Source organism: Pseudomonas fjordensis (genome assembly GCF_976987115.1).
Map to the genome: position 1 here is coordinate 2,828,030 of NZ_OZ336860.1, position 25,132 is coordinate 2,853,161.

General features: G+C 61.4%; 19 protein-coding genes. 3 read left to right on the forward strand and 16 right to left on the reverse strand.

Annotated elements, in window-relative coordinates; translation table 11 throughout:
- Window positions 1–65: 65 nt before the first annotated feature.
- Together ACWHXD_RS12725 and ACWHXD_RS12730 are read right to left on the reverse strand one after the other, a co-directional pair.
- Complete coding sequence (locus ACWHXD_RS12725) at window positions 66–2,039, reverse strand: zinc-dependent metalloprotease family protein (RefSeq protein WP_032892143.1); 1,974 nt, start codon at window positions 2,037–2,039, stop codon at window positions 66–68.
- 160 nt (window positions 2,040–2,199) lie between these two features.
- Window positions 2,200–2,439 (reverse strand): DUF6124 family protein, encoded by a 240-nt coding sequence (locus tag ACWHXD_RS12730; RefSeq protein WP_032892142.1) that lies wholly within the window; start codon window positions 2,437–2,439, stop codon window positions 2,200–2,202.
- A gap of 404 nt (window positions 2,440–2,843) precedes the next feature.
- Between ACWHXD_RS12730 and ACWHXD_RS12735 the strand changes: the two genes are divergently transcribed.
- Complete coding sequence (locus tag ACWHXD_RS12735; RefSeq protein ID WP_169918595.1) at window positions 2,844–3,314, forward strand: hypothetical protein; 471 nt, start codon at window positions 2,844–2,846, stop codon at window positions 3,312–3,314.
- A gap of 670 nt (window positions 3,315–3,984) precedes the next feature.
- Here ACWHXD_RS12735 and ACWHXD_RS12740 read toward each other — a convergent pair.
- From ACWHXD_RS12740 to ACWHXD_RS12770, 7 genes are all read right to left on the reverse strand, one after another.
- Window positions 3,985–5,625, reverse strand: coding sequence for a BatD family protein (locus tag ACWHXD_RS12740; protein ID WP_138762567.1), 1,641 nt, complete (start codon window positions 5,623–5,625; stop codon window positions 3,985–3,987).
- A complete protein-coding gene (locus tag ACWHXD_RS12745; RefSeq protein ID WP_138762568.1) occupies window positions 5,622–7,361 on the reverse strand; it encodes a tetratricopeptide repeat protein in 1,740 nt (579 codons plus the stop codon). The genes ACWHXD_RS12740 and ACWHXD_RS12745 overlap by 4 nt, the downstream gene beginning before the upstream one ends.
- A complete protein-coding gene (locus ACWHXD_RS12750) occupies window positions 7,358–8,446 on the reverse strand; it encodes a vWA domain-containing protein (RefSeq protein WP_138762569.1) in 1,089 nt (362 codons plus the stop codon). The genes ACWHXD_RS12745 and ACWHXD_RS12750 overlap by 4 nt, the downstream gene beginning before the upstream one ends.
- Window positions 8,439–8,933: a DUF4381 domain-containing protein gene (locus tag ACWHXD_RS12755; RefSeq protein WP_003190798.1), complete on the reverse strand. Its 495-nt coding sequence runs from the start codon at window positions 8,931–8,933 to the stop codon at window positions 8,439–8,441. Before ACWHXD_RS12755 ends, ACWHXD_RS12750 begins: the two co-directional genes overlap by 8 nt.
- Window positions 8,930–9,862, reverse strand: coding sequence for a DUF58 domain-containing protein (locus ACWHXD_RS12760; protein WP_032892136.1), 933 nt, complete (start codon window positions 9,860–9,862; stop codon window positions 8,930–8,932). The genes ACWHXD_RS12755 and ACWHXD_RS12760 overlap by 4 nt, the downstream gene beginning before the upstream one ends.
- 5 nt (window positions 9,863–9,867) lie before the next feature.
- Window positions 9,868–10,827: an AAA family ATPase gene (locus ACWHXD_RS12765; RefSeq protein ID WP_032892134.1), complete on the reverse strand. Its 960-nt coding sequence runs from the start codon at window positions 10,825–10,827 to the stop codon at window positions 9,868–9,870.
- 564 nt (window positions 10,828–11,391) lie between these two features.
- Window positions 11,392–11,745, reverse strand: coding sequence for a hypothetical protein (locus ACWHXD_RS12770; RefSeq protein ID WP_034135431.1), 354 nt, complete (start codon window positions 11,743–11,745; stop codon window positions 11,392–11,394).
- 482 nt (window positions 11,746–12,227) lie between these two features.
- Between ACWHXD_RS12770 and ACWHXD_RS12775 the strand changes: the two genes are divergently transcribed.
- Window positions 12,228–17,096, forward strand: coding sequence for an NAD-glutamate dehydrogenase (locus tag ACWHXD_RS12775; protein WP_138762570.1), 4,869 nt, complete (start codon window positions 12,228–12,230; stop codon window positions 17,094–17,096).
- A gap of 223 nt (window positions 17,097–17,319) precedes the next feature.
- Here the strand turns inward: ACWHXD_RS12775 and ACWHXD_RS12780 are convergent, their stop codons facing one another.
- The 3 genes from ACWHXD_RS12780 to ACWHXD_RS12790 form a co-directional block, all read right to left on the reverse strand.
- On the reverse strand, window positions 17,320–18,006 hold the full coding sequence (locus tag ACWHXD_RS12780; protein WP_032892131.1) for a GntR family transcriptional regulator: 687 nt from the start codon (window positions 18,004–18,006) through the stop codon (window positions 17,320–17,322).
- A gap of 16 nt (window positions 18,007–18,022) precedes the next feature.
- Window positions 18,023–18,724, reverse strand: a complete 702-nt coding sequence (locus tag ACWHXD_RS12785; RefSeq protein WP_014718317.1) for a FadR/GntR family transcriptional regulator — start codon at window positions 18,722–18,724, stop codon at window positions 18,023–18,025.
- Between the two features lie 171 nt (window positions 18,725–18,895).
- Window positions 18,896–20,221 carry a C4-dicarboxylate transporter DctA gene (locus ACWHXD_RS12790; RefSeq protein ID WP_169855370.1) on the reverse strand — a complete coding sequence of 442 codons (1,326 nt, stop codon included), beginning with the start codon at window positions 20,219–20,221 and terminating at the stop codon, window positions 18,896–18,898.
- A gap of 215 nt (window positions 20,222–20,436) precedes the next feature.
- On the opposite strand from ACWHXD_RS12790, the gene ACWHXD_RS12795 reads away from it, so the two are divergent.
- On the forward strand, window positions 20,437–21,066 hold the full coding sequence (locus ACWHXD_RS12795) for a DNA-3-methyladenine glycosylase I (RefSeq protein WP_098951744.1): 630 nt from the start codon (window positions 20,437–20,439) through the stop codon (window positions 21,064–21,066).
- A 127-nt stretch (window positions 21,067–21,193) separates the two neighbouring features.
- Here ACWHXD_RS12795 and ACWHXD_RS12800 read toward each other — a convergent pair whose 3' ends face one another.
- The 4 genes from ACWHXD_RS12800 to ACWHXD_RS12815 all read right to left on the reverse strand — a co-directional run bounded on the left by ACWHXD_RS12800 (window position 21,194) and on the right by ACWHXD_RS12815 (window position 25,040).
- Entirely contained in the window at window positions 21,194–21,595 is a 402-nt protein-coding gene (locus ACWHXD_RS12800; RefSeq protein WP_047710700.1) for a cupin domain-containing protein, read from the reverse strand.
- Between the two features lie 84 nt (window positions 21,596–21,679).
- Window positions 21,680–23,113, reverse strand: a complete 1,434-nt coding sequence (gene pdxR / locus ACWHXD_RS12805) for a MocR-like pyridoxine biosynthesis transcription factor PdxR (RefSeq protein ID WP_138762571.1) — start codon at window positions 23,111–23,113, stop codon at window positions 21,680–21,682.
- Between the two features lie 70 nt (window positions 23,114–23,183).
- Window positions 23,184–23,951, reverse strand: coding sequence for an SDR family oxidoreductase (locus ACWHXD_RS12810; RefSeq protein WP_138762572.1), 768 nt, complete (start codon window positions 23,949–23,951; stop codon window positions 23,184–23,186).
- A 21-nt stretch (window positions 23,952–23,972) separates the two neighbouring features.
- Window positions 23,973–25,040: a phosphotransferase family protein gene (locus ACWHXD_RS12815; protein WP_098951739.1), complete on the reverse strand. Its 1,068-nt coding sequence runs from the start codon at window positions 25,038–25,040 to the stop codon at window positions 23,973–23,975.
- Window positions 25,041–25,132 lie beyond the last annotated feature (92 nt).

Consider the following 25,132-nt stretch of genomic DNA (forward strand, 5'->3'; position numbering starts at 1 on the left):
AGGAGGGGAGTTTACCTGTATTGCGAACACGCTGCCCCCGCTGTCCCATTCTTCAATTGCTGCAATCAATGGGAACAGCTACTCAACTTCCGCCACGGTTTGCCCTCTGGCCCAGCGTTCAGGTCGGGACGCTGACGTTGTGTCCAGTGCGCAACCTCATAGTTGTAGCCGGCGTAGGATGCTTTCTCGTTAACGGTTGCGTAGATTTTTTCTTCCTCCCAGGGCGCAGCGCATAGGGCCAGCGCTGTAAGAATGACGACGCTCGAACTGCGTTTAACCTCGTTTGTGCCGTCGCTGACCGTCACATAAATAGTGGTGTTAGTGTCTTTATCGACGTCTGCCGCAGTATAGATGCCGCTGGGCCGCCCCCCCGTGGTGCCGGTGTACATGCCCGCCGTCCTGGACCAGGCGTAGGTCAGTGGCTTGTCGGTTGAACTGTAGGCGTCGACCTTGACGGGCAATTGACCACCAGCGATAACGGTCGGCGGGATATCCATGGTGGCGGTAATCGGTGCAATAGCGGGCCTGATCGTGAGGGTCTTGTTCAGTAGGGTGGTGCCATAGGCGTTGGTCAATTTCACCGAAATGGGTTTTCTCAGGGGTTGCGCAACATTCGGGGCTTTCAAGCTCAGCGAATCGGCGCTACCGACCTCGGGTGTGAAGCCAGGCGCGGACCAGGCATAGTCCAATGTGCTGCCACCGGGGTCGGTCGCTATAGCGCGGGCGACGAACGTCTGGTTGGCCTCGACATCCAGGGGAATCTCCAATTGGCCGACAGGCAGTTGGGCCTCGAGTGGTGGGTAAAAGTTGGCGAGCACTTCGCGCCGTAGATTGAGGACACGCACGCTGTTGTGAATACCGGCGATGCCCATGGGCAAGCCGTTATATGTACGGTTGGGGCTGGACCAATAATTGCCCCTTGGACACGCCGGTATGCAGTCGTAGGCCATGGTCGTACGCCAGAAAGGACTATGCCCTTTTTGTTGATAGCCGAAGCCATCGCCGTATTGGCCTGCCGGCACATCCGAATAATGGTTCAAACCAAAGTTATGCCCCATCTCATGGGCGAAAGTGTAGTTGCCGGTTGGGCAACTGACGATGCTGAAGGCGTAACCCTTGGGCGCATTCACGTAGGCCAGCCCGCAATAGATACTGGCCTTGCTGACCATGACAACCAGATCGGCCCGTTGTTGTTCACGCAATAAACTTACCGGCCCGCCCAGGGCCGCATGGGTGGGTGTCCTGAGGTCCACGAGCATTTGGCTGTAACCGTCCGTTCCCTGCTTATCGGAATAGTCGAGGTGATAGACCCCTGCGCTCTCAAAATAGATCGGTACGTCGCTATGGGCCATGCCTTGATTGGCTTCAGCGAACATCAGTGCGGCATGGCCTTCCATATCGGGCCACGCCGCCTTGGCCTGGTTGGTGTAGATCAGCAGTACACGAATGGCGCTTAGCGCAGTGCTAGTCGGTGCTGCCGGGGAATGTTCCAGGGGGGGATCAACCGGTAGGACGAGGTCTTCAGGGTATTTGGAGGTGTCTACTTTAACGATGACGTGTTCTCCCGCGCCCACCGGAACGATTTGATACAGCTGGCCGAGATAATGAATAGAACCGGAGACTTGATCGCCATTGCGCACCAGTATCGCGCTATTGAGCTCGTCCACCGGCACTTCTTTGCCGGTTTGCACCCCGGCGTTGATCATGCGCTGATCGGGAAGGCGTCCATGCCAGGTGAACAGGCGAGTGCTGGCGAATTCGGCTTGAAACTTACTCGCCACGACAACCAGGCCTTCCTCCAGGGGAAACGCCAATTCCTGCATATCGGTTGTCAGCAACCCAGCATCCAGGGTCAATTGGTTGACTTGTACTGTGGTCTGATCGTCGAGGATGGCTTTCAAGGCGCTGTTCGCCGGATGGCCTGCCGTGGACTGGGCTGATACCTGTGGGCCCAGCAGAAATAATGCCTCGGCTGCGAACAGCCGTGAAGACATTAGCAGCCAGCAGGTGGCAAGGGCATAAAGTACGGGTCTGTTCATTGTTTGCGCTCTCCTGGATGCTTCCCGCTTGGGACGTTCCGTACAGCTAAATCGGGAATCGCGCGGGCGGATACTGTCGTAAATACCAGTTCCGATCAGTGGTCAGGAGGGGAAGCGCCTAAGTGCCTGGGTGCCTGCACACACCCAGGCTGGGGTTACGTCATACCTTGGGTTGCAGGCAATCCAGCGCACGGTCGGCGAGGGTGCGGGCCATGTCGATCAGGTGAGCGGTGGAGCAGGCCATGTCTCGCTGGGTGCCTTTGAGGCCCTCGGCGGTTTCGGTGGCGGTGGTGGCGGCGCAGCGCAGTAGCGAGGAGATGCTGGCGATGGCGTCTTCGAAACTCAGGTCTTCGTGGGCGACGAAAATCGGGAAGGGTGGGTCGGGGATGAGTTTGTTCATGGATAAAGCTCCTGCTTGGATTGGGAGCCATTCTTTTGCCGATCTCACACGTCAAAAGGTGGCAGCTATGTGCGGGGTGAGATACCGGAAAACAGGACCCGGCCAGACCGAAGTCTGCCCGCACACAGCCGCCATAGACGGTTGTAGCGCATTGCGCCTGCTAATAACGGGATCTCACACCCGATCGCTGATATGCAGCGACGAAGCGAAGGCTAGCCAGCGAAATGAGCGGGCGCAAGGCCAAAGGATTGTCTAGGAAACGTCCTGCAAATTAAAGGGATATGGATTGCTGGCCTTTAACAATGCATGTCGAGCGGGCGGTGATAAATGGAACGGCAGGTTGAGTGACGACCACCCACAAGGTGGATTTTTCAATCAATCCCTGAATGAATCAGAGGCCCAGCATGACATTTTCAATAAAGCCATCTTCCACTAGCGCTTTCACCGCTCTACCCGAGCAACCGGATGCTGACAGTCGCTCACGCCAAGCTAGCCATCGACAGGCACGAAGCGCTGAAACCCAGGCCATCGTCCCCGACACGCGCCCGTACGCTAGTGTGACTGACCGACAACTAATAGGGCTGATCCGCGACCACTTCCGCGAATTCGCCGCAGGGGCGACAGACAGCTATGTGAACTTCAATGAGTTGAAAGAAGCCGCCGGCCTGGTTGCCACCGACAGGACATTTTCACCAGAGGCACACCACGCGGCCAAGGAGTTACTTTCACGTCCCAAGCTGCTGCGCAAGCTGGATATCGGCATCAGCTTCTTCGGTGGCCCCGGTAAGGAGGATGGCCGATTCGATATGGATAACCTGAACTATCTGTACAAATTCCCCCATCGTGAATGGAAGGTGCCGCGTCGTAATCATTAAGTGCAGGCAGGCGTTCGAGCAGGCACTGCAGATCAATTGTGGGAGCTGGCTTGCCTGCGATGGCGGCCTGACAGCCGACGCTGATCTAGCTGACGCGCCGCAGTCCAAATGTGGGAGCTGGCTTGCCTGCGATGGCGGCCTCCCAGCCGACGCCTATCTACCCGATGCCCCACGATCAAACTGTGGGAGCGGGCTTGCTCGCGAAGGCGGCCTGGCAGTCAACACAGTTGGATTGTGTACATATCCATTGCTGCGGTAACGGCCGCTTAGGGTTCCGCCCTGACGGCGGCTCACTTTTGAAAAGCGCAAAAGTAAGCAAAACGCTCTTGCCCCACCACTCGGCACCTCGCCTAGGCTCGGTGTGCCCGTAATCCGACATTGATTTGGGGGGCCGCCGCCACGCGCCATCCATGGCGCGGGGCGGCTAAACCGGCATCCCTGCCGGTTTACCCCCCAAATCCCTGTCGAATTCCGGCCAGCGTGGTTTGACGGGGCGCCTAAGATCAAGATCAAGAGCAGATCAAGAGCAGATCAAGAGCCAGATCAAGAGCGGCTCGCTTCGCATCGTGGTTACCGGCTGCTGCTACAGGCTACAAAGTTGTGTAGATACCTATGGCCATCGCGGGCAAGCCCGCTCCCACAGGGTTTTGTGGTGTTGGTTGAGGCTGGGTTATTTGGGGTAGAGCGGCGGCAAGCTGGTGGTGTCGGTGGCCGGGTCTTGCTCGCGTTCGGCCACGGGGATCGCCTTGATCGCGCGCCATAGGTCATCGCCCAACCAGTATTGGCCGCTTTCGCTGTACAGCGCACCATTCAACCCGTCCAGGGCATCTGACAACGGCACAAACCGTGCGGCCATGTCGGCCAGGGTTTCGGGTTGTTGCCTTGCCCAGGCGTCGAGGGCCTGGCGGGTGGCGTGGGGGTCGTTGGCCTGGGTGGCGCGCTTGAGGTCGTCGAGCAGGGTGCGTGGGCTGGGGCCGGTTTGGGCGGCGCGTTGTACCGCCGGTTGTCGGCGTGCGCGCCACCACAGGCCAAAGCCCAGCAGGGTGGTGCAGGCCAGTATCAGTGTGCTCAGTTGCCAGAGCCACAGGCGGTCATCGTCGGGTGCGGTGATGATGGTCGGTGTCGCCGGGGTGTCGACCACCAGGCTGGGGTTCACCGCCACGTGCACGGTACGCGCCGGCAGGCTGGTGCGTTCCAGATGGTCTTCGTGGGTGTTCCACCACACCACTTCCACGGCGGGCAGTTCCAGCTCGCCGGCGCGGGTCGGCACCAAAGCTTCGCGGTCTTCACGGCTGCCGGTCAGGCCGCGGTCGCTGGTGCGGTTAGCCATCACCGGTTGGTCGGGGTAGCGGCGCAGGCCGTTGACCTCGGTGCCGGGCAGCGCCGGCAATTGTGCGCTGGACAGGCCTTCGGCCTCCACGGTGAGGCTGCGGGTCAGTGAGTCGCCGACTTGCACGTGGTCCGGCGTGGGATTCCAGCCTTCGCTCAAGCTCAGGCTGCGTGCGGGCAGCCAGGGGGCGTCGGCGGGGTAGGCGTCCGGTTTGGGTTTGACCGTCAAGGGCAGGGGCGCGGAGCTGACGTGAATCATCTTGCCCGGCTTGGTGCCCTGCAAGGTGTTTTCCTGGGGCGGGCGCGATTCCACCAGGGTGGCGCTGAAGGTCTGTGCCGGAATCACCACGGCGCCACTGTGTTGCGGGTAAAGGGCGTAGCGGGTTTCGATCACGCCATGGCGGATGCTGTTGATGACCTTTTCATAGGTGCGTGATTCGCCCAGTTGTTCGACACGTGCATCCGGTATCTGCAAGGGTGTGAGGCTGCTGTCGTCATACAGCGACACCGAGTGGTACACGCGCACGGTCAACAGGGCCTGGGCCTGCACGTATACGCTGGTCTGGTCGAGGTTGGCTTCGATGAACACCGGGGCCAGTTCGGCGCTGGTGTTCTGGCTGGCGCTTTCCACCACTTGCAGGGTGATCGGCTGGGTCTTGAGTGCGCCCACTTGCAGTGGCGGGATGACCACGTTGCCGTTCACCTTGGGCAGCAGGGTGATGATCCAGCGGGTGGTGGCGTGGTTGTCGCCGTCCAGTGTTGTAAGTTGGTTGATCTGGCGGGTGCCGCTGACTTCGAACTGCGCGTCCAGGGGCGACAGGTCCGGTTTGCCGAACTGGGTCACATCACTCGATTGCACCGTCAGTTCCACCGTTTCCCCGGAGTTGAGGCGGCTGCGGTCTACGCTGGCGACCAGGTCCGCCGCCTGGGCGTGGCCTGCCGACAGCGCGAGCAGGAGCAAAAGGGTGGTGCGGCGGCTCATCGAGTGGTGTCCTGATGTTGTTGCTGTTCGTACCAGAATTTGCGTCGCAACAGTTCGCCGGGGTTGTCCGGGATCTCCTGCAACCATTGCTCCAAGGCCTGGCGGCGCTCGCCTTCCAGGCGTGTGTCGGCGGGGCGCAGTGGGGGCGTGGTGGTTTGCTCGTCGCCCAGTTCGCTGCCTGGCACTTCATTACCGCCAGGCTGTGGCGTGGCGGCTGTCTGAGTCTCAGCGGTGCCCGCTTCGCCCTGGCCGTGGGACGACTGCTCGCCACCCTGTGCCGTTTGTGCGCTGGCACCCGGTTGCGCAGTTTGGCCGGGTTGGGCGGTTTCGTCATCTTCGTTTTTTGCTGGCGGCTCTGCCTCGGGCTGCGCTTGCTCCTGCATCAGGGTTTCAACCAGGGCTTTGTTTTTCAGTGCCGGTTGCAAATCGGGCTGGGCTTCCAGGGCTTGTTCATACGCATCAATGGCCGCTTCAAGCTCGCCGGCCTTGGCCAGGGCATTGCCACGGTTGTAGTGGGAATAGGCATCGCTGCCTTGGGCAAACCGCTTGATGGCCTCGGCGTAATTGCCGGCTTCATACAGCGCCACGCCTTGCCATTGCGGGTCCTGGAAGTGTTCGGCGGCTTCGGCCGGGCGTTTGTGCTTGAGCAGGTACTGGCCTTGTTGGTCGGGGCGCAGCCACAGGTCCTGCAGCCCAAAGGCGTAGCTGGGTTGCGGCGCACCCATCAGCAGCAAGGGCAGGCAGAACAGCCAGCCGCGACGCCCGGCGCACGCGGCCAGCAGCAACAGCGGCAAGAGCAGCCAGTAACCCTGGTCGGCCCAGCTGTCCAGGCGCAGCCGTTGGCCGTCGTCGCGCAGGGCTTGGGCGCTGTCGAGCATGCCGAGTTGGCGCAGGTCCTTGTCATCCAGGCGCGCCGCACGGTAGCGGCCACCCATTTCGCTGGCGAACGCCTTGAGGGTCGGGCTGTCGAGACGCGGCACCAGGATCGCGCCCTGGTCGTCCTTGAGGAACTCGCCACTTTCCTGAGTCACCGGCGTGCCTTCGCGACTGCCGATGCCGAGGATCGACAACGTTGGAGCCTGGGCACTTTGCAGTTGCAGGCGGATGCCTTGGCGCTCTTGTTTGGACAGTGAGGAACCGATCAGCAGCAAGCGCCCTTGGCCAAGACCGCCTTGCTTGAGCAGGCCCAGGGCTTTTTCCACGGCCAGATCGGCACGATGGCCGGGCTCGGGCATGATCGAGGGGCGCAGGGCTTCCAACAGGTTGCGGCTGGTGGCCAAGTCATCGGACAGCGGCACCAAGGTATGGGCGCTGCCGGCATACACGATGATGGCTGTTTGCGCATCGGTGCGCGCTTGCAGCAAGTCATACAGCTTGCGCCGCGCCTGCTCCAGGCGGTTGGGCGGGCTGTCGGTGGCGAGCATTTCCGGGGTCAGTTCCAGCAGCACCACCAAGGGGTCGGAAGGTTTCTGGCTGGCCTGCTCAACCCGTTGCCAACTGGGGCCCAGCAACGCCAACACGGCCAACAGCCAGGCGATGCCGAGCACTACCCACGGCGATTTGCTCTCGCGGCCATTGCCACCACTGAGCAACTCGGCATGGAACGCCGACGGCAGGATCATCTGCCAACGCCCGGCGCGCTTTTGCCGGTGCCACAACTGCCACAGCAACCAGCCAAGCAGGGGCAACAGCAATAGCCACCAGGGGCGCAACCAGTGCGGCCACAGCGCGATCATCGACGCCTCCGCAAGCGCAGGCGCTGCAGACGCTGGCGCCATTCAGGGTGTTGCTGCAAAAAGATGCCCCTGCTCGATAGTCGATTGAAGCCGCGCTGCAAGGCGTTGTTCGGCCAGCGTTCCTGGATTACCAGCAACAGGCTCAACACCAACGCCAAGGCCAATGGGCCGCTGTACAGCGCCTGGGCCGGGCGGGCCTGGGTGGGTTGTTGCTCCACCGGCTCAAGGGTGTCGAGGGTGTCCTTGATCTTCAGCAACTCCTCACCATCACGGGCGCGGAAATACTGGCCGCCGGTGGCCTCGGCCAGTGCCTTGAGCGCCGGTTCGTCGAGGTCCAGGCTCGGGTTGACGCCAAGGATGCCCAGGGAGCCGGTTTGCTCGGGGTCGGCACCGATGCCGATCGGGTAGATTTTCACGCCTTCCTCGGCCGCCAGGCGCGCAGCGGTCAACGGGTCGATCTGCCCGGCGTTGTTGGCGCCGTCAGTGACCAGGATCAGCACGCGGCTTTGCGCCGGGCGTTGGCGCAGGCGCTTGAGGGCCAGGCCGATGGCGTCGCCGATGGCGGTGTTCTTGCCGGCAATGCCGATGCGCGCTTCATCCAGCCAGGTGCGCACGGTGCGGCGGTCAAAGGTCAAGGGCGCTTGCAGGTAGGCTTGGCTGCCAAACAGGATCAGGCCCACGCGGTCACCTTCACGCTCCTCCAGAAAGTCCCCCAGCAGGTGCTTGACCAGGGCCAGGCGGCTGACGTCCTCGTCCTGCCAATGCATGTCGGGAAAGTCCATGGAGCCGGAGACGTCCACCGCCACCAGCAGATCTCGGCCGCTGGCAGCAATCGGCAGGGGTTCGCCCAGCCATTGCGGACGGGCGGCGGCGGTCAACAGCAGCAACCACAGCACCACGAAGGGGGCTTGCTGGCGCCAGCCGGGCAGGTTGACCCGGGCACGGCGGCGGGCCAGGCCTTCAAGGTCGCTGAGGTAGCTGACTTTGAGCGCCGGTTCGCCGCTGTCGGCCACAGGCAGCACCAGGCGCATGATCCACGGCAGTGGCAACAGGGCGAAGATCCACGGCCAGGCGAACTCAAACATGTTTGCGAATCCAGGTGTCGACGGCTTGCGTGAGACCGGCGATGGCTTTGTCGTCGAGCTTGCATTCGGGCTTGTAGGCGCCTTCCACCAACACCATCCAGCGCGTCAGGCCGGCGGCGGGGCAGCGGTTATCCAGGAAGGCCAGCCATTTGCGCCCGTTGAGGGTGTGGCTCTGGCTATAAGGGTAGTCGTTACGGCACAGGCGCTTGAGCAGGCCGTTGAGTTGCTGCAACCAGGCGCCCGCCGGCGCGCCGTCGTAGGGCTTGGGCATCAAAGCCAGCTCGGCCAGGGCGGCGATACGCAATGGGTCCAGCGGTTGTTCGGCACGCGCCACGGGGCGGCGAGCCGGCAGGAAACGGCGCAGCCACCACAGGCCCCAACCGAGCAGGGGGATCACCAGCAGCAACAGCCACCAGCCCGGCGCAGGCGGCCAGAAGCCAATGGCGGGCGGGGCGATCAGTGGTTGCAGTTGGTCCAGGCTGCTCATGGTTTTTTAACCGGGCGTTGCGGGTTGAGGTATTCGCGCAGTTGCTCGACCATTTCACTCTGGGTACTCAAGGGCATCAACAACAGCCGCAGTTTCTGCGCGAGCCGTTCCCAACGGGCGATACGGGCTTCGGCCTGAGCCTTGTAGGCCTGGCGCAGGTCGATATTCAGGGTGTCCAGTTCCAGTTGCGCGCCTCTTTGCGCGAAACGCAGCAGCCCGGCGGCGGGCAGGGCATGGTCCAACGGGTCGGAGATCGGTAATAACAGCAGGTCGCAATGGCGCGCCAACAGGCTCAGCTGTTGCTCGGCGCCTTCGGTGAGGGCGCGCTCATCACAGATCACCACCACCAGGCTGCCCGGGCGCAGCACCTCGCGGCCACGGCGCAAGGCCATGCCCAGGGCATCCGCTTCCGGCTGACGCTCGGTGTTCAGGCTCTGGTTGACCCGCACCAGCCGGTTAAGCAGTTGCAACAGGCTTTGCTTGCTGCGCCGTGGCTTGATCTCGTAGTGCTCGCTGTCGCCGAACACCAGCCCGCCCACTCGGTCGTTATGGCCCAGGGCGGCCCAACCGATCAGGCTGGCGGCCTGGGCGGCAAGCACCGACTTGAACATTTGCCCCGAGCCGAAAAACAGCCGGCAACTTTGCTCCACCATGATGAAAATCGGCCGTTCGCGCTCTTCGTGGAACAGCTTGGTGTGCGGCTCCTGGGTACGCGCCGTCACGCGCCAGTCAATGGTGCGCACGTCGTCGCCGGCCTGGTACACGCGCACCTGGTCAAAATCGACGCCACGCCCGCGCAGCTTGGAGTGATGCAGGCCCACCAGCGGGCTACGTTGGCCAGGCGTGGAGAACAACTGCACTTCACGCACGCGGTGGCGCATCTCAATCAATTCACTGAGGGTTACGCGGATGCCATCGCTTGCGTTCATCGACTTCAAGCGACGGCAACGACGTCGAGAATGCGCTGCACCACGCGGTCCTGGTCGACCCCGGCGGCTTCGGCCTCGAACGACAGGATGATGCGGTGGCGCAGCACGTCGAACAGCACCGCCTGGATATCTTCGGGGCTGACGAAATCGCGACCGGCCAGCCAGGCATGGGCGCGGGCGCAACGGTCCAGGGCGATGGAGCCTCGGGGGCTGGCGCCGTAGGCGATCCACTCGGCCATTTCCGGGTCGAACTTGGACGGGGTGCGCGTGGCCATCACCAGTTGCACCAGGTATTCCTCCACGGCATCGGCCATGTACAGGCCGAGGATTTCCTTGCGTGCGGCAAAGATGGCCTGCTGGCTCACCCGACGCTCGGGCTTGGTTTCGCCATTGAGCGCTTCGCCACGGGCTTGCTGCAGGATACGGCGCTCGACGGCGGCGTCCGGGAAGCCGATCTTGACGTGCATCAGGAACCGGTCGAGCTGGGCTTCGGGCAGCGGGTAGGTGCCTTCCTGCTCGATGGGGTTTTGCGTGGCCATCACCAAAAACAGCGGCGACAGCTCGTAAGTGCTGCGGCCCACGCTGACCTGGCGCTCGGCCATGGCCTCGAGCAAGGCCGACTGCACCTTGGCCGGGGCACGGTTGATTTCGTCCGCGAGCACCAGGTTATGGAAGATCGGCCCTTGCTGGAACACAAAGCTGCCGGTTTCCGGGCGATAGATCTCGGTGCCGGTGATATCGGCGGGCAACAGGTCGGGGGTGAACTGGATACGATGGAACTGCGCTTCGATCCCTTCGGCCAACTCCTTGATCGCCTTGGTCTTGGCCAGCCCCGGTGCGCCTTCGACCAGCATATGGCCGTCAGCGAGCAGGGCGATCAGCAGGCGATCAATGAGTTTTTCCTGGCCGAGAATCTGCGTAGAAAGAAAGGTTCGCAGCGCAAGCAGCGCTTCACGATGTTCCATCGATGACGGTTCCTGGAAAAGATGAGCCTGGGTGTTGTGACAGAACACCGGGCCTGGGGCGTTTACTTTAATGCATCGCGGGGTGCGGCGACTAACGGCTTGATGGGTATTTTTGGCGAAACTTACAGGATTGCGGTGTGAGAGGCATAACAGCTGGGTAGGTAGAGTACGGCCACACACTCCACGATGCGAAGCGAGTCGCTCTTGATCTTGACCTGCTTTTGATCTCAGGCGCCCCGTCAAACCACGCTGGCCGGAATTCGACAGGGATTTGGGGGGTAAACCGGCAGGGATGCCGGTTTAGCCGCCCCGCGCCATGGATGGCGCGTGGCGGCGGCCCCCCAAATCACTGGCGGATTACGGGCACACCGAGCCTAAGCGAGGTGCCGAGTGGTGGGGCAAGAGCGCTTTGCTTACTTTCGCGCTTTTCGAAAGTGAGCCGCCGTCAGGGCGGAACCCTAAGTGGCCGTTACCTAAATAACGGATATGTACCCGGTCCAACTGTATTGACTGCCAGGCCGTCATCGCAGGCAAGCCAGCTCCCACAGGGGGTCTTCGGTGCATTCAGATCCGAATGAAAGTGCCGGTGCCCGTGAGGATGTTCTGCAGGGTTTCCTGCACTTCAGCCATGTCTGCCGCAGCGGTGCTGTGGGTGATCTCCAACTGGTCCTTACCGCCCAGGGCATCGGCATCGCCAGCCGCCAGTTCGATCAATAAGGTGGTGTCGCCCAGCGTCACTTTCAGCCCATCGAGGGTCGAAGGTTCGTAGTCCCAGGTCAGCTCCACTTCATCTTCATCCGGGTAACGGGTGAGCATGAACATTTCGCCGTTCTTGCCGTGACAGCACAGCATGGCCATGTTGTCTTCTTCGTCGTCGCACGGGGTGACCATCAGGGCGTCGGTTTTCAGCTGCAGCATGGGGCAATCCTGTGTAGGGGAGGGCAATTGTGCCATTGCGGCGAATTTTGTGCTTCATCCTGTGTCGGAACTTAGGCATGACCTGACGGACCGGATCGGTCATTTCTGGTACTGATGGTGTTCAAAGTAGCAAGATTTTCCACCGAAAAACCGAGGTTGCCCAAGTTGCAACCGATACCCTGCTTACCGATGACCGAATATGTCGCAGCGTCGCAAGCAGCGCTCTTCCTACACTCGTTAAGCTGCGCAACGGATGTGCCCTGTGCCAGGCGCCTGACCTGCCCGTCGTATCGTCACCTGGCCAGGGGCATGCCGTATGGAAGTTGTATGTGACCTGACTGTCTTGTCCAGCTTCACCCACCTGTCGCCCTGATTCGTTTATGGTGCTTGTCAGCACACCAGCGAACAGAGCTGACGGTCTCCCCGCGAGGGGATAACACGCGACGCTTTCATCAATAACAAGCCCAAGCGGAGTACCACAGATGGCGTTCTTCACCGCAGCCAGCAAGGCCGACTTCCAGCATCAACTGCAAGCGGCACTGGCGCAGCACCTCAGTGAACAGGCACTGCCACAAGTGGCGCTGTTCGCTGAACAATTTTTCGGCATCATTTCCCTGGACGAACTGACCCAGCGTCGCCTTTCCGACCTGGCCGGTTGCACCCTGTCTGCCTGGCGCCTGCTTGAGCGCTTTGATCACACCCAACCGCAAGTGCGGGTATACAACCCCGATTACGAACGTCATGGCTGGCAGTCGACCCACACCGCGGTCGAAGTGCTGCACCATGACCTGCCCTTTCTGGTCGATTCGGTACGCACTGAGCTGAACCGCCGTGGCTACAGCATCCATACCCTGCAAACCACCGTGCTCAGCGTGCGTCGTGGCAGCAAGGGCGAGCTGCTGGAAATCCTGCCCAAGGGCACCCAGGGCGAAGGCATCCTGCAAGAATCGCTGATGTACCTGGAGATCGACCGCTGCGCCAATGCCGCCGAGCTGAACGTGCTGAGCAAAGAGCTTGAGCAGGTGCTGGGCGAAGTGCGCGTGGCCGTGGCCGATTTCGAACCGATGAAAGCCAAGGTCCAGGACCTGCTGGCCGGTATCGACGCCAGTGCGTTCGCCATCGACGGCGAAGAAAAAGCCGAGATCAAGAACTTCCTCGAATGGCTGGTGGGCAACCACTTCACCTTCCTGGGCTACGAAGAGTTCGTGGTACGTGACGAGGCGGACGGCGGTCATATCGAATATGACGCCAGCTCCTTCCTCGGTCTGACCAAGTTGCTGCGCGCCGGCCTCACTGCCGAAGACCTGCGCATCGAAGACTACGCTGTGGCCTACCTGCGCGAGCCGACCGTGCTGTCGTTCGCCAAGGCCGCACACCCAAGTCGCGTGCACCGCCCGGCTTACCCGGACTACGTGTCTATCCGTGAGATCAGCGCCGACGGCAAGGTCATCAAAGAACACCGTTTCATGGGCCTGTACACCTCGTCGGTGTATGGCGAAAGCGTGCGGGTGATCCCTTATATCCGTCGCAAGGTTGCGGAAATCGAACGTCGCTCGGGCTTCCAGGCCAAGGCGCACCTGGGTAAAGAACTTGCCCAAGTGGTTGAAGTACTGCCCCGTGACGATCTGTTCCAGACCCCGGTCGACGAGCTGTTCAGCACCGTGATGTCGATTGTGCAGATCCAGGAGCGCAACAAGATCCGCGTGTTCCTGCGCAAAGACCCGTACGGTCGTTTCTGCTACTGCCTGGCCTACGTGCCACGCGATATCTATTCCACCGAAGTGCGCCAGAAGATCCAGCAAGTGCTGATGGACCGTCTGAAGGCTTCGGACTGCGAGTTCTGGACCTTCTTCTCCGAGTCCGTGCTGGCCCGTGTGCAACTGATTCTGCGTGTTGACCCCAAGAACCGCCTGGACATCGACCCGCTGCAACTGGAAAAAGAAGTGGTGCAGGCCTGCCGCAGCTGGCAGGACGATTACGCCAGCCTGGTAGTGGAAAGCTTCGGCGAAGCCCAGGGCACCAACGTGCTGGCGGATTTCCCCAAAGGCTTCCCGGCCGGCTACCGCGAGCGTTTTGCCGCACATTCGGCTGTGGTCGACATGCAGCACCTCAACAGCCTGACCGAAGCCAACCCGCTGGTGATGAGCTTCTATCAGCCGCTGGGCCAGGTCTCCGGCCAGCGTGAGCTGCATTGCAAGCTCTACCACGCCGATACGCCGCTGGCGCTGTCCGACGTGCTGCCGATCCTGGAAAACCTCGGCCTGCGTGTGCTGGGCGAGTTCCCGTATCGCCTGCGTCATGCCAATGGCCGCGAGTTCTGGATCCATGACTTTGCGTTCATCGCCGCCGAAGGCGTGAACCTGGATATCCAGCAGCTCAACGACACCCTGCAGGATGCATTCGTGCACATCGTGCATGGCGATGCCGAGAACGATGCGTTCAACCGCCTGGTCCTCACCGCCGGCCTGCCATGGCGCGACGTGGCACTGCTGCGTGCCTATGCCCGTTACCTGAAGCAGATTCGCCTGGGCTTCGACCTGGGTTACATCGCCAGCACCCTGAACAACCACACCGACATCGCCCGCGAATTGACCCGGTTGTTCAAGACCCGCTTCTACTTGGCGCGCAAGCTCACTGCCGACGATCTGGAAGACAAGCAGCAACGCCTGGAGCAAGCGATCCTCAGCGCCCTGGACGACGTCCAGGTGCTCAACGAAGACCGGATCCTGCGTCGCTACCTGGACCTGATCAAGGCCACCCTGCGTACCAACTTCTACCAGACCGACGCCAACGGCCAGAACAAGTCGTACTTCAGCTTCAAGTTCGACCCGCGTGCTATCCCAGAGCTGCCCAAGCCCGTGCCGAAGTTTGAAATCTTCGTGTACTCGCCACGGGTCGAAGGCGTGCACCTGCGCTTTGGCAACGTGGCCCGTGGCGGCCTGCGCTGGTCCGACCGTGAAGAAGACTTCCGTACCGAAGTGCTCGGCCTGGTAAAAGCCCAGCAAGTGAAGAACTCGGTGATCGTGCCGGTGGGCGCCAAAGGCGGCTTCCTGCCGCGTCGCCTGCCATTGGGCGGCAGCCGGGACGAAATCGCGGCCGAAGGCATCGCCTGCTACCGCATCTTCATCTCTGGCCTGTTGGACATCACCGACAACCTGAAAGACGGCGCCCTGGTACCGCCGGCCAACGTCGTGCGCCATGACGACGATGACCCGTACCTGGTGGTGGCGGCGGACAAAGGCACTGCGACCTTCTCCGACATCGCCAACGGCATTGCCATCGACTACGGCTTCTGGCTGGGCGATGCGTTCGCTTCCGGTGGTTCGGCCGGTTACGACCACAAGAAAATGGGCATCACCGCCAAGGGCGCGTGGGTGGGTGTGCAGCGTCACTTCCGTGAGCGCGGCATCAACGTGCAGGAAGACAGCATCACCGTGGTGGGCGTCGGCGATATGGCCGGTGACGTGTTCGGTAATGGTTTGTTGATGTCGGACAAACTGCAACTGGTCGCAGCGTTCAACCACCTGCATATCTTCATCGACCCGAACCCGAACCCGGCCACCAGCTTCGTCGAGCGCAAGCGTTTGTTCGAACTGCCGCGTTCGGCCTGGACCGACTACGACACCAGCATCATGTCCGAAGGCGGCGGTATCTTCTCGCGCAGCGCGAAAAGCATTGCCATCTCGCCACAGATGAAAGAACGCTTCGACATCCAGGCCGACAAGCTGACCCCGACCGAACTGCTCAACGCCTTGCTCAAGGCGCCGGTGGACCTGTTGTGGAACGGCGGTATCGGTACTTACGTCAAGGCCAGCACCGAGAGCCATGCCGATGTGGGCGACAAGGCCAACGACGCACTGCGCGTCAATGGCAACGAGCTGCGCTGCAAGGTAGTGGGCGAGGGCGGTAACCTCGGCATGACCCAGTTGGGCCGTGTGGAATTCGGCCTCAATGGCGGCGGTTCCAACACCGACTTCATCGACAACGCCGGTGGCGTGGACTGCTCTGACCACGAAGTAAACATCAAGATCCTGCTCAACGAAGTGGTGCAGGCCGGTGACATGACCGACAAGCAGCGCAACCAGCTGCTGGCGAGCATGACCGACGAAGTCGGCAACCTGGTGTTGGGCAACAACTACAAGCAGACCCAGGCCCTGTCCCTGGCCGCGCGCAGGGCTTACGAGCGTGCTGCCGAGTACAAGCGCCTGATGAGCGACCTGGAAGGCCGTGGCAAGCTGGACCGTGCCATCGAGTACCTGCCGACCGAAGAGCAGCTGACCGAGCGCGCCTCCAGCGGCAAGGGCCTGACCCGTCCGGAACTGTCGGTGCTGATTTCCTACAGCAAGATCGACCTCAAGGAAGCGCTGCTCAAGTCGCTGGTACCGGATGACGAGTACCTGACCCGCGACATGGAGACCGCGTTCCCTCCGAGCCTGGTGGCCAAGTTCGGCGAAGCCATGCGTCGCCACCGTCTGAAGCGCGAGATCGTCAGCACCCAGATCGCCAACGACCTGGTCAACCACATGGGCATCACCTTCGTTCAACGACTCAAAGAGTCGACCGGCATGAGCCCGGCGAACGTGGCGGGCGCGTATGTGATCGTGCGGGACATCTTCCATCTCCCGCACTGGTTCCGTCAGATTGAAGCCCTGGACCACCAGGTTTCCGCTGACGTGCAACTGGAGCTGATGGATGAACTGATGCGCCTGGGCCGTCGCGCTACGCGCTGGTTCCTGCGCAGCCGTCGCAACGAGCAAGACGCCGGGCGTGACACCGCGCACTTCGGTCCGCACCTGGCCGCGCTGGGCCTCAAGCTCGACGAACTGCTGGAAGGCCCGACCCGCGAAGGCTGGCAGAACCGCTACCAGGCCTACACCCAGGCCGGCGTACCGGAGTTGTTGGCGCGCATGGTTGCAGGCACTACCCACCTGTACACCTTGCTGCCGATCATCGAAGCCGCCGACGTGACCGGGCATGACGCCGCCGAAGTGGCCAAGGCCTACTTCGCCGTCGGCAGCGCCCTGGACCTGCCTTGGTACTTGCAGCAGATCAGCGATCTGCCGGTTGCCAACAACTGGCAGGCCCAGGCCCGCGAAGCCTTCCGCGATGACGTGGACTGGCAGCAACGGGCGATCACCATCTCGGTCCTGCAAATGGCCGATGCGCCACAAGACATGGAAGCCCGCGTGGCCCTGTGGCTTGAGCAGCACCAGGACATGGCGGATCGCTGGCGCGCCATGATGGTGGAAATTCGTGCCGCAGTGGGCACGGACTACGCCATGTACGCGGTGGCCAACCGTGAGTTGCTGGACCTGGCGTTGAGTGGCCAGTCGGTGTTGCAACCGGCTTGATGCCTCGCTAAACCAAAAGCCCCCGCATCGTGAGATGCGGGGGCTTTTTTATTTGATCTGGAATGCGATCAATGTAGGAGCGAGCTTGCTCGCGAAAAACGTCAACGATAACGCGTGCTTGCTGAATGAATGCGGCGCCTGTGCGTTTTTCGCGAGCAAGCTCGCTCCTACAATCGCATTAAGGCAAGCCAGCTCCCACAGGTTGATCTTCATTCACTGGGGATCAGTGGTGTTTGAGTAGTCGGGTTTCCAGGTGATCCAGGTGCTGGGTCATCAAGGCGACGGCCATGTGGGCGTCGCGCTGTTCCACGGCATCCACAATCGCCACATGCTCCTGCCACGCGCAATACGTGCAGGCCTTGGCTTCAAATTGCGCAATGATCAACGACGTCAACGGCACCAGGCTGTTGAGAAACTGGGCCAGCGGCGCATTGCCGGCCATGTGCGCCAGTTGCAGATGAAACTCTCCGGAAAACCGGATCGCCGGCCCCCGTTGGTCACGCTCAATGGCGTCGCGCTCCTGGGCAATCAGCTCGCGCAGTTGGCGAATCTGCATCGCGGTGGCCTGGGCGCAGGCCAGTTGCACCACTGTGATTTCGGTGAGGCGCCGGGCTTCCAGGATCTGCCGTGTGTGCTGGGCATCCGGCGCGGCGACCTGGGCGCGCTGGTTGGGGCGCAGGATGACCACTTGCTGATGGGACAGCTTGGCCAGCACCCGGCGAATCACGCTGCGGCTCACGCCAAAGAGCTCGCCCAGGCCTTCTTCGGTGAAGCGGCTGGCGGGCGCAATGCGTTGCTCAAGGATGGCGTCGAACAAGCGTGGGTAGATGTCGTCCACTGAGGGCTTTTTTTCGGGCGTCCAGCGTAAGGACGTGAGGGTGCAATTGCGTTGCAAGGCGTGAGCGTTCATGGCCGGTCTCCGAAAATCAACTGCCCAGATGGTCGTCCGGGATATTCAAGCGAATGCCCATGCGCAGGCCTTCCTGCAGGATGTGCCGGCGCATTTCGGCACTGGCCAGGGCGCTGTTCTTGTTGCGGATGGCGCGTACCACGGCTTCGTTTTCTTGCAGGCGTTCGGCCAGGTGTTCTGGCGAGTTGCGCAATACCTGGGCGCTTTGTTTGAGCGCGGTGCTGGTTTGCTGCACCACGTTCTGAAAGATCGGGTTGGAAGTCAGGGCGAACAGTTCTTCATGGAAGTCGATATAGGCGTTCATGCCGGCTTCGGCATCGCCCGCATCGAGAGCCTCGCGCATGTCCATCAGGGTCAGACGCAGTTGGCCGATTTCCTTGCTGCTGATGGACTGGGCCACCAGGCCGACGATGAAAGGTTCGAGGGTGTAGCGCAGTTGCAGGATGTCCTCGAGGCTGGCATCGGCCACGGCGTCGCTCGATTGCGGCTCGCTGACGCTGGTTTCCAGCACGACCACGCCTTTGCCGGGCATGGAGCGCACCAGGCCAAGGGTCTCCAGCACGATCACCGCTTCGCGCAGGCTCGGGCGGCTGATGCCCAGCTGTTCGGCCAGTTCACGCTGGCCAGGCAGCATTTCACCGCGGCGCCACTGGCCTCGCGCCAAGGCGGCGCGCAGTTTTTCTACCACTGAATTGACGACGGTTGAGGTGCTGATCACGTCGAAGGCTCCTTGATGTTGCTCATACGATTGCCAAGCGTGCGGGGGTCAAAATGTGGGAGCGGGCTTGCTCGCGAATACGGTGTTTCAGTCACTGGATTTGCAAGCTGAACCACCGCTTTCGCGAGCAAGCCCGCTCCCACATTTGATCTGTGCCGCTCATAAGAGGGGTTAGAACTCCTGATGCGCCGGCAGCACCGGCTTCTTGGCCTGGAAGGCATAGCCTTGCTGGCCGTCGAGCACCTTGTTGGCGCGCTGGATATCAATGTCTTTTTCCCAGCGTGCAATCGCCACGGTGGCCACGCAGTTGCCGATCAGGTTGGTCAGCGCCCGGCCGATGCCCATGAACCAGTCCACGGCCAGCACCAACACCAGTCCGACCACTGGAATAGCCGGAATCGCCGTGAGCGTTGCCGCCAGGATCACCAACGCCGAGCCTGGAATGCCATGGGCGCCTTTGGAGGTGATCAACGATACCAGGAGGATGGTCAGCAAGTCGGTCATCGACAGCGGTGTACCGGTGGCGTTGGCGATAAACACGATCGCCAGGGTCAGGTAGATGGAGAAACCGTCGAGGTTGAACGAGTAACCGGTGGGAATCACCAGGCCCACGGTGGAGCTGCCAATGCCCAGATGCTCCAGTTTGCGCATGATCTGCGGCAACACCGCATCCGACGAAGCGGTGCCCATCACGATCAGCAGTTCTTCACGCAGGTACTTGAGCAGCGGCAACATGCGCAGGCCCGAGAGGCGCATCACCAGCCCGAGGATCACCGCCACGAAGGCAAAGCAGGTCAGGTAGAAAAGCCCCACCAGGCTGCCCAGGTGTTGCAGTGAGTCCAGGCCATAGGTGCTGGTGGTGAAGGCGATGGCACCGAATACGCCAATTGGCGCCAGGCGCACGATCATGCCCATGATGCGGAAGATCACATGGCTCAATTCGTTGATCAGCCGCGAGATGCCGCTGGCCGCTTCGCCCACCAGGTTCAGCGCGCTGCCGAACAGCACCGAGAACAACAGCACTTGCAGCACGTTGTTATCGGCAAAGGCGCCGACCACCGAGTTGGGGATCAACTCCATCAGGAACTGGCTGGTGCCGCGGATGTGCTGGCCTTTGTCGGCCAGCTCATTCAAACCGGCGGAAGAGAGTTGCTCCAGGTGAATATTGGCGCCGCTGCCAATGCCGGTGCTGAAGGCCATGATCAGGCCGAGCACCAGGGCGACGGTGGTGAGCATTTCAAAATAGATCACCGACTTGAGGCCGATGCGCCCGACTTTCTTCAAATCGCCCGCGCCGGAAATACCGCTGACCACCACGCAGAACACGATCAGGCCAATCAGCATTTTGATCAGCTTGATAAAGCCGTCACCCAAGGGTTTGAGTTGCGAGGAGAATTCGGGAAGGGCCAGGCCGCAGGCGATGCCGAGCATCAGGCCAATCACGACTTGCAGGAAAATCGAACGCGAGCACCATCTGAGCATGGGAGGGATCTCTATTCGGTGCCCTGGTGGTTCCAGGGCTTAATTGTTGTGGTCTTACCGGTAAGTCCAGTGCGGGGCCAGTCTACGCTCGGGTTTTTTCAAATCACAAGTAAATATTTGGCGGTTGGCAGGTCCCGGTCTGACCAGTTGGTCGGTAAGTACGATGCTTGAGCGGTTGGCGGGGATTAATTTTTTTTGCGTATCATCGCCTTCGGCATACGAGGTGATGGATGGACCAACCAGGGCTGACAACCGACGAAGCAGGGCGCATGTATTGCGCCTGGCGCACTGCAGCGCCTGCTTACCTGCATTACCACGACCACGAGTGGGGCGTGCCGGTGGCGGATGACATCGCGCTGTACGAGAAGATCTGCCTGGAGGGTTTTCAGGCAGGGATGGCGTGGATCACCATCCTGCGCAAGCGCGAAAACTTTCGCCAGGCGTTCGAGGGCTTTGATTTTCGCCGGGTGGCGCAGTATGGCGAGGCGGACATCGAGCGGTTGATGAGCGACCCGGGCATTGTGCGCAACCGGGCGAAGATCGTCTCGGCCATCAACAATGCACGTCGGGCCTGTGAACTGGTGGAGGAGACCGGCTCGCTGGCGCGCTGGCTGTGGGCGTTCGAACCCGGCACAGAAGAGCGGCCGGCAGTGGTGGATATGGCTTACTGGACGGCCAATCCGACCTCGGCGGCTTCGGTGCGTTTGTCCAAAGCCCTGAAGAAACGCGGCTGGACCTTTGTCGGCCCGACCACGATGTATGCGTTGATGCAGGCGATGGGGATGGTCAATGACCATCTGGAGGGTTGCGAGTGCCGGTCGCGTATTGAACACCTGCGCAACCTGTTCAAACGTCCCTGACCAGACACGGTTGAAACTGTGGGAGCTGGCTTGCCTGCGATAGCTGTGTATCAGCCAGCTCATCTTTTACTGGCCCACCGCTATCGCAGGCAAGCCAGCTCCCACAGGGGTTTTGTGGTGTTGCTGATTATTTGGGAAGTGGGGTGAGTACCTCAGCCTTGTCATCCAGCACCATCACCACCAGCAGTTTGGCCGGTTGGGTCTGGCTGGCATTGCTTGACTCAAAATGCCGCGAGCCGGCCGGCTCGTAGAACGATTGCCCGGCTTTGTAGGTGATCGCCTTTTCATCATTGACCCGCGAGGTAATCTGGCCTTCGAGCACATACGCCACGGCGGTGCCGGTGTGGCTGTGGGGCACGGTGGCCTGGCCGGGGGCGTAGTCCACGGTGAGCATGATGGTTTTCTTGCCTGGCACGTTGGTCAAGGCGTGCTCTTGCAGCACCTTGAGCGTTTCCTGGTTGTAGACCGGGTCGTGGGCAAATGCACTGAGGGAGGCGAGCATCAGTGTGGCAGCGAATAAGCGTTTCATGATGAGGGTTCCATCGGGTGAAAGACCGCTTCACCCTACGCCGCAGAAGGCCTGCCACCAATGACCAATGCGCCGGAAAACCGCCTAGCCAATCTGCAAGAGAATATCGCGAACCTTGTCCAGCGCCGGGTCGATATCCAGAGTCTCGATGGCGCCGAACCCCAGAATCAGCCCAGAGCGCACCGGCAGATCGTGAAAGAACACGTCCAGGGGATACAACCCCACCTCGACCTCACGCGCCCGTTCCATCAGTAAGGGAATATTCACTGGCACCTTGCACAGGGCCGCCAGGTGAAAACCCGCCACCGTCGGTACTGCCTCGAACCACGGTGACAGATCGCCCGCCAGACGCTGCAATATGCGTTCGCGACGCCCCGCATAGAGGCTGTGACAGCGACGAATATGCTTGAGCAGGTAACCTTCACTGATGAACTTGGCCAGTGCCCACTGCGGCAAGGTAGCGCTGTGCTGGTCGGTCAATTTCTTGGCCTTGAGCACCGCACCGTAGATGGCCGGCGGCAGCACCGCATAGCCCAGGCGTAATTCCGGCGACAGGGTTTTGGAGAAGGTGCCGACGTAGGTAACCACGCCTCGGGTATCCATGCTTTGCAGGGAGTCGGTGGGGCGGCCTTCGTAGCGAAACTCGCTGTCGTAATCGTCTTCAATGATGATCGCGCCGAGCGCAATGGCGCGGTCCAGCAGGGCCTCGCGCCGCGCCTGGCTCATGGGCATGCCGAGGGGGAATTGGTGGGACGGCGTCACATAGATCAAGCGGGTGCCATCCGGGATCTGGTCGACCTGCAGGCCCTCTTTGTCGACGGCCACACTGGCAACATTGGCGCCCATCGCGACGAACAATTGGCGTGCGGGGCTGTAGCCGGGGTCTTCCATCGCGACCAGGCTGCCGGGCTCAAGCACCACGCGGGCAATCAGGTCCAGCGCCTGCTGTGCCCCGTTGGTGACCACGATATCGCGGGCTCCGCATTTGACCCCGCGAGAAAACGCGATATGCCCGGCGATGGCTTCGCGCAGGGCGGGCACGCCTTCTGGCTGGCTGTAAAAACCGCTGTTCTGGGCGATACGACGCAACGCATCCTGGGTACAACGCCGCCATTCGTCCTGGGGGAAGTGGTGGCGTGTCGTCGCGCCGCCGATAAATTCGTAGCGCAGGATGTCTTCACGGGCGGGGTGGCCCATGGGCGAGGGCAATGCCGCCCATTTGCCCAGGTTGGCGGCGCACGCCAGGTCGGTGGCGGTTTGCACGCGATCGGGCTGTGGCGCCCACGCGTTGACGAAGGTGCCGCGGCCGATCTTGCCAATCAGCAGGCCTTCGTAGGTCAAGGTGGCGTAGGTGTCGGATACCGTCTTGCGCGAGATGCCCAGTTGTTCGGCGAGCAGTCGGCTGGGGGGCAGTTGCGCGCCCGCCGACAGCCGCCCGGTGGCGATGGCTTGGCGCAATTGCTGATAAAGCTGGGCAGCCAGGTCCTTGCGGCCGGTGATGACGAGGTGCAGTTCCATGTTTCATCCTGGGACAGATCGATCTGCGCCAAGGTTACGCGCAAATCGATCTGAAAAAACCCAGGTGAGGTCAGGACAAGAAGCCGCCGTCCACATTCAGCGAAACGCCGGTGGTATAGCTCGACGCGTCACTGGCCAGGTACAACACCGCGCCGGCCATTTCGCTGGGGGCGGCAACGCGCTTGAGCGGGATTTGCGCCAGGGCCATGTTCAGGATCGAATCGTTCTTGACCAGCGCCGAGGCGAACTTGGTATCGGTCAGGCCCGGCAGCAGGGCATTGCAACGGATGCCAAAGGCCGCACATTCTTTGGCAAACACCTTGGTCATGTTGATCACGGCGGCCTTGGTCACCGAGTAGATGCCCTGGAACACGCCCGGCGAGATACCGTTGATCGAGGCCACGTTGATGATGCTGCCGCCGCCGTTCTCGCGCATCAGCTTGCCGGCTTCCACCGACATGAAGAAGTAACCACGGATATTCACGTCGACGGTTTTCTGGAACGCGCCGAGGTCGGTGTCCAGTACGTTGCAGAACTGCGGGTTGGTGGCGGCGTTATTGACCAGGATATCCAGGCGGCCGAACTGTTCGCGGATGCCGGCGAACACCTGGCTGATCTGCTCCATTTCACCAATGTGACAGGCAATCGCCGTGGCTTTGCCGCCGTCGGCGATGATCGCATCGGCCACGTGCTGGCAGCCCTCCAGCTTACGGCTGGAGACAATCACATGGGCGCCTTGCTGGGCCAGTAACTTGGCGATGGCCTCACCGATGCCACGGCTGGCGCCGGAAACAAACGCAATCTTGCCGTCGAGGTCGAACAGGTTGGTCTTGGACATGAGGGTTCCTTGTAGTTGCACTCAGAGCGCAGATTTGCCGATGACGTTCAGGCTCATCTGCTCCAGCAGCTTGTTCATGTGAATGAACTGCGCAAAGCGTTTGTCCTGGGTCTGGCCATGGAAGAAGCGGTAGTAGATCTGCTGCACAATCCCGGCCAGGCGGAACAGGCCGTAGGTGTAATAGAAATCGAAATTGTCGATCTGGATGCCGGAGCGCTCGGCGTAGTAGTCGACAAACTGGCGGCGGGTGAGCATGCCGGGGGCGTTGCTCGGCTGGCGGCGCATCAGTTGCACCGGCGCCGGGTCCGCGGCCTCGATCCAGTAGGCGAGGGTGTTGCCCAGGTCCATCAGCGGGTCGCCCAGGGTGGTCAACTCCCAGTCCAGCACGCCGATGATCTGCATCGGGTTGTGCGGGTCGAGGATCACGTTGTCGAAGCGGTAATCGTTGTGCACGATGCTGGAGGTGGGGTGATCGGCTGGCATTTTGTCGTTGAGCCAGGCGCGTACCGCCTCCCATTTTGGCGCATCGGGCGTCAGGGCTTTTTCATAGCGCTCACTCCAGCCGCGAATCTGCCGTGCCACGTAGCCTTCAGGCTTGCCCAGGTCGGCCAGGCCGCACGCGGTGTAGTCAACCTGGTGCAGCTCAACGAATTTGTCGATAAAGCTTTTGCATAAGGCTTCGGTGCGAGTGGCGTCCAGGCCCAGTTCGGGCGGCAGGTCGGAACGCAGGATGATGCCGTTGACGCGCTCCATCACATAGAACTCGGCGCCGATCACCGATTCATCGGTGCAGTGCACATAGGCTTTGGGGCAGTACGGGAAGCCATCTTTAAGCTGGTTGAGAATGCGGTATTCGCGGCCCATGTCGTGGGCAGACTTGGCCTTGTGGCCAAACGGCGGGCGACGCAGCACAAATTCCTGGCCTGGGTATTCCAGCAGGTAGGTCAGGTTCGACGCACCGCCCGGAAACTGGCTGATGGTGGGCGTGCCCTCCAAGCCCGGGATATGGGCCTTGAGGTAGGGATCGATCAGGCTGGCATCAAGTTCTTCGCCTGGGCGAATCTGGGTCGATTGGTCGTTCAGCGCCATGCTTATCCCTTCTGCTTATTCTAAAGGCCTTGGACTATTTCCTAATCTAATGCGCACAGCCGCCCAGCGACAAGGTCGGGGCGGCTTAATAG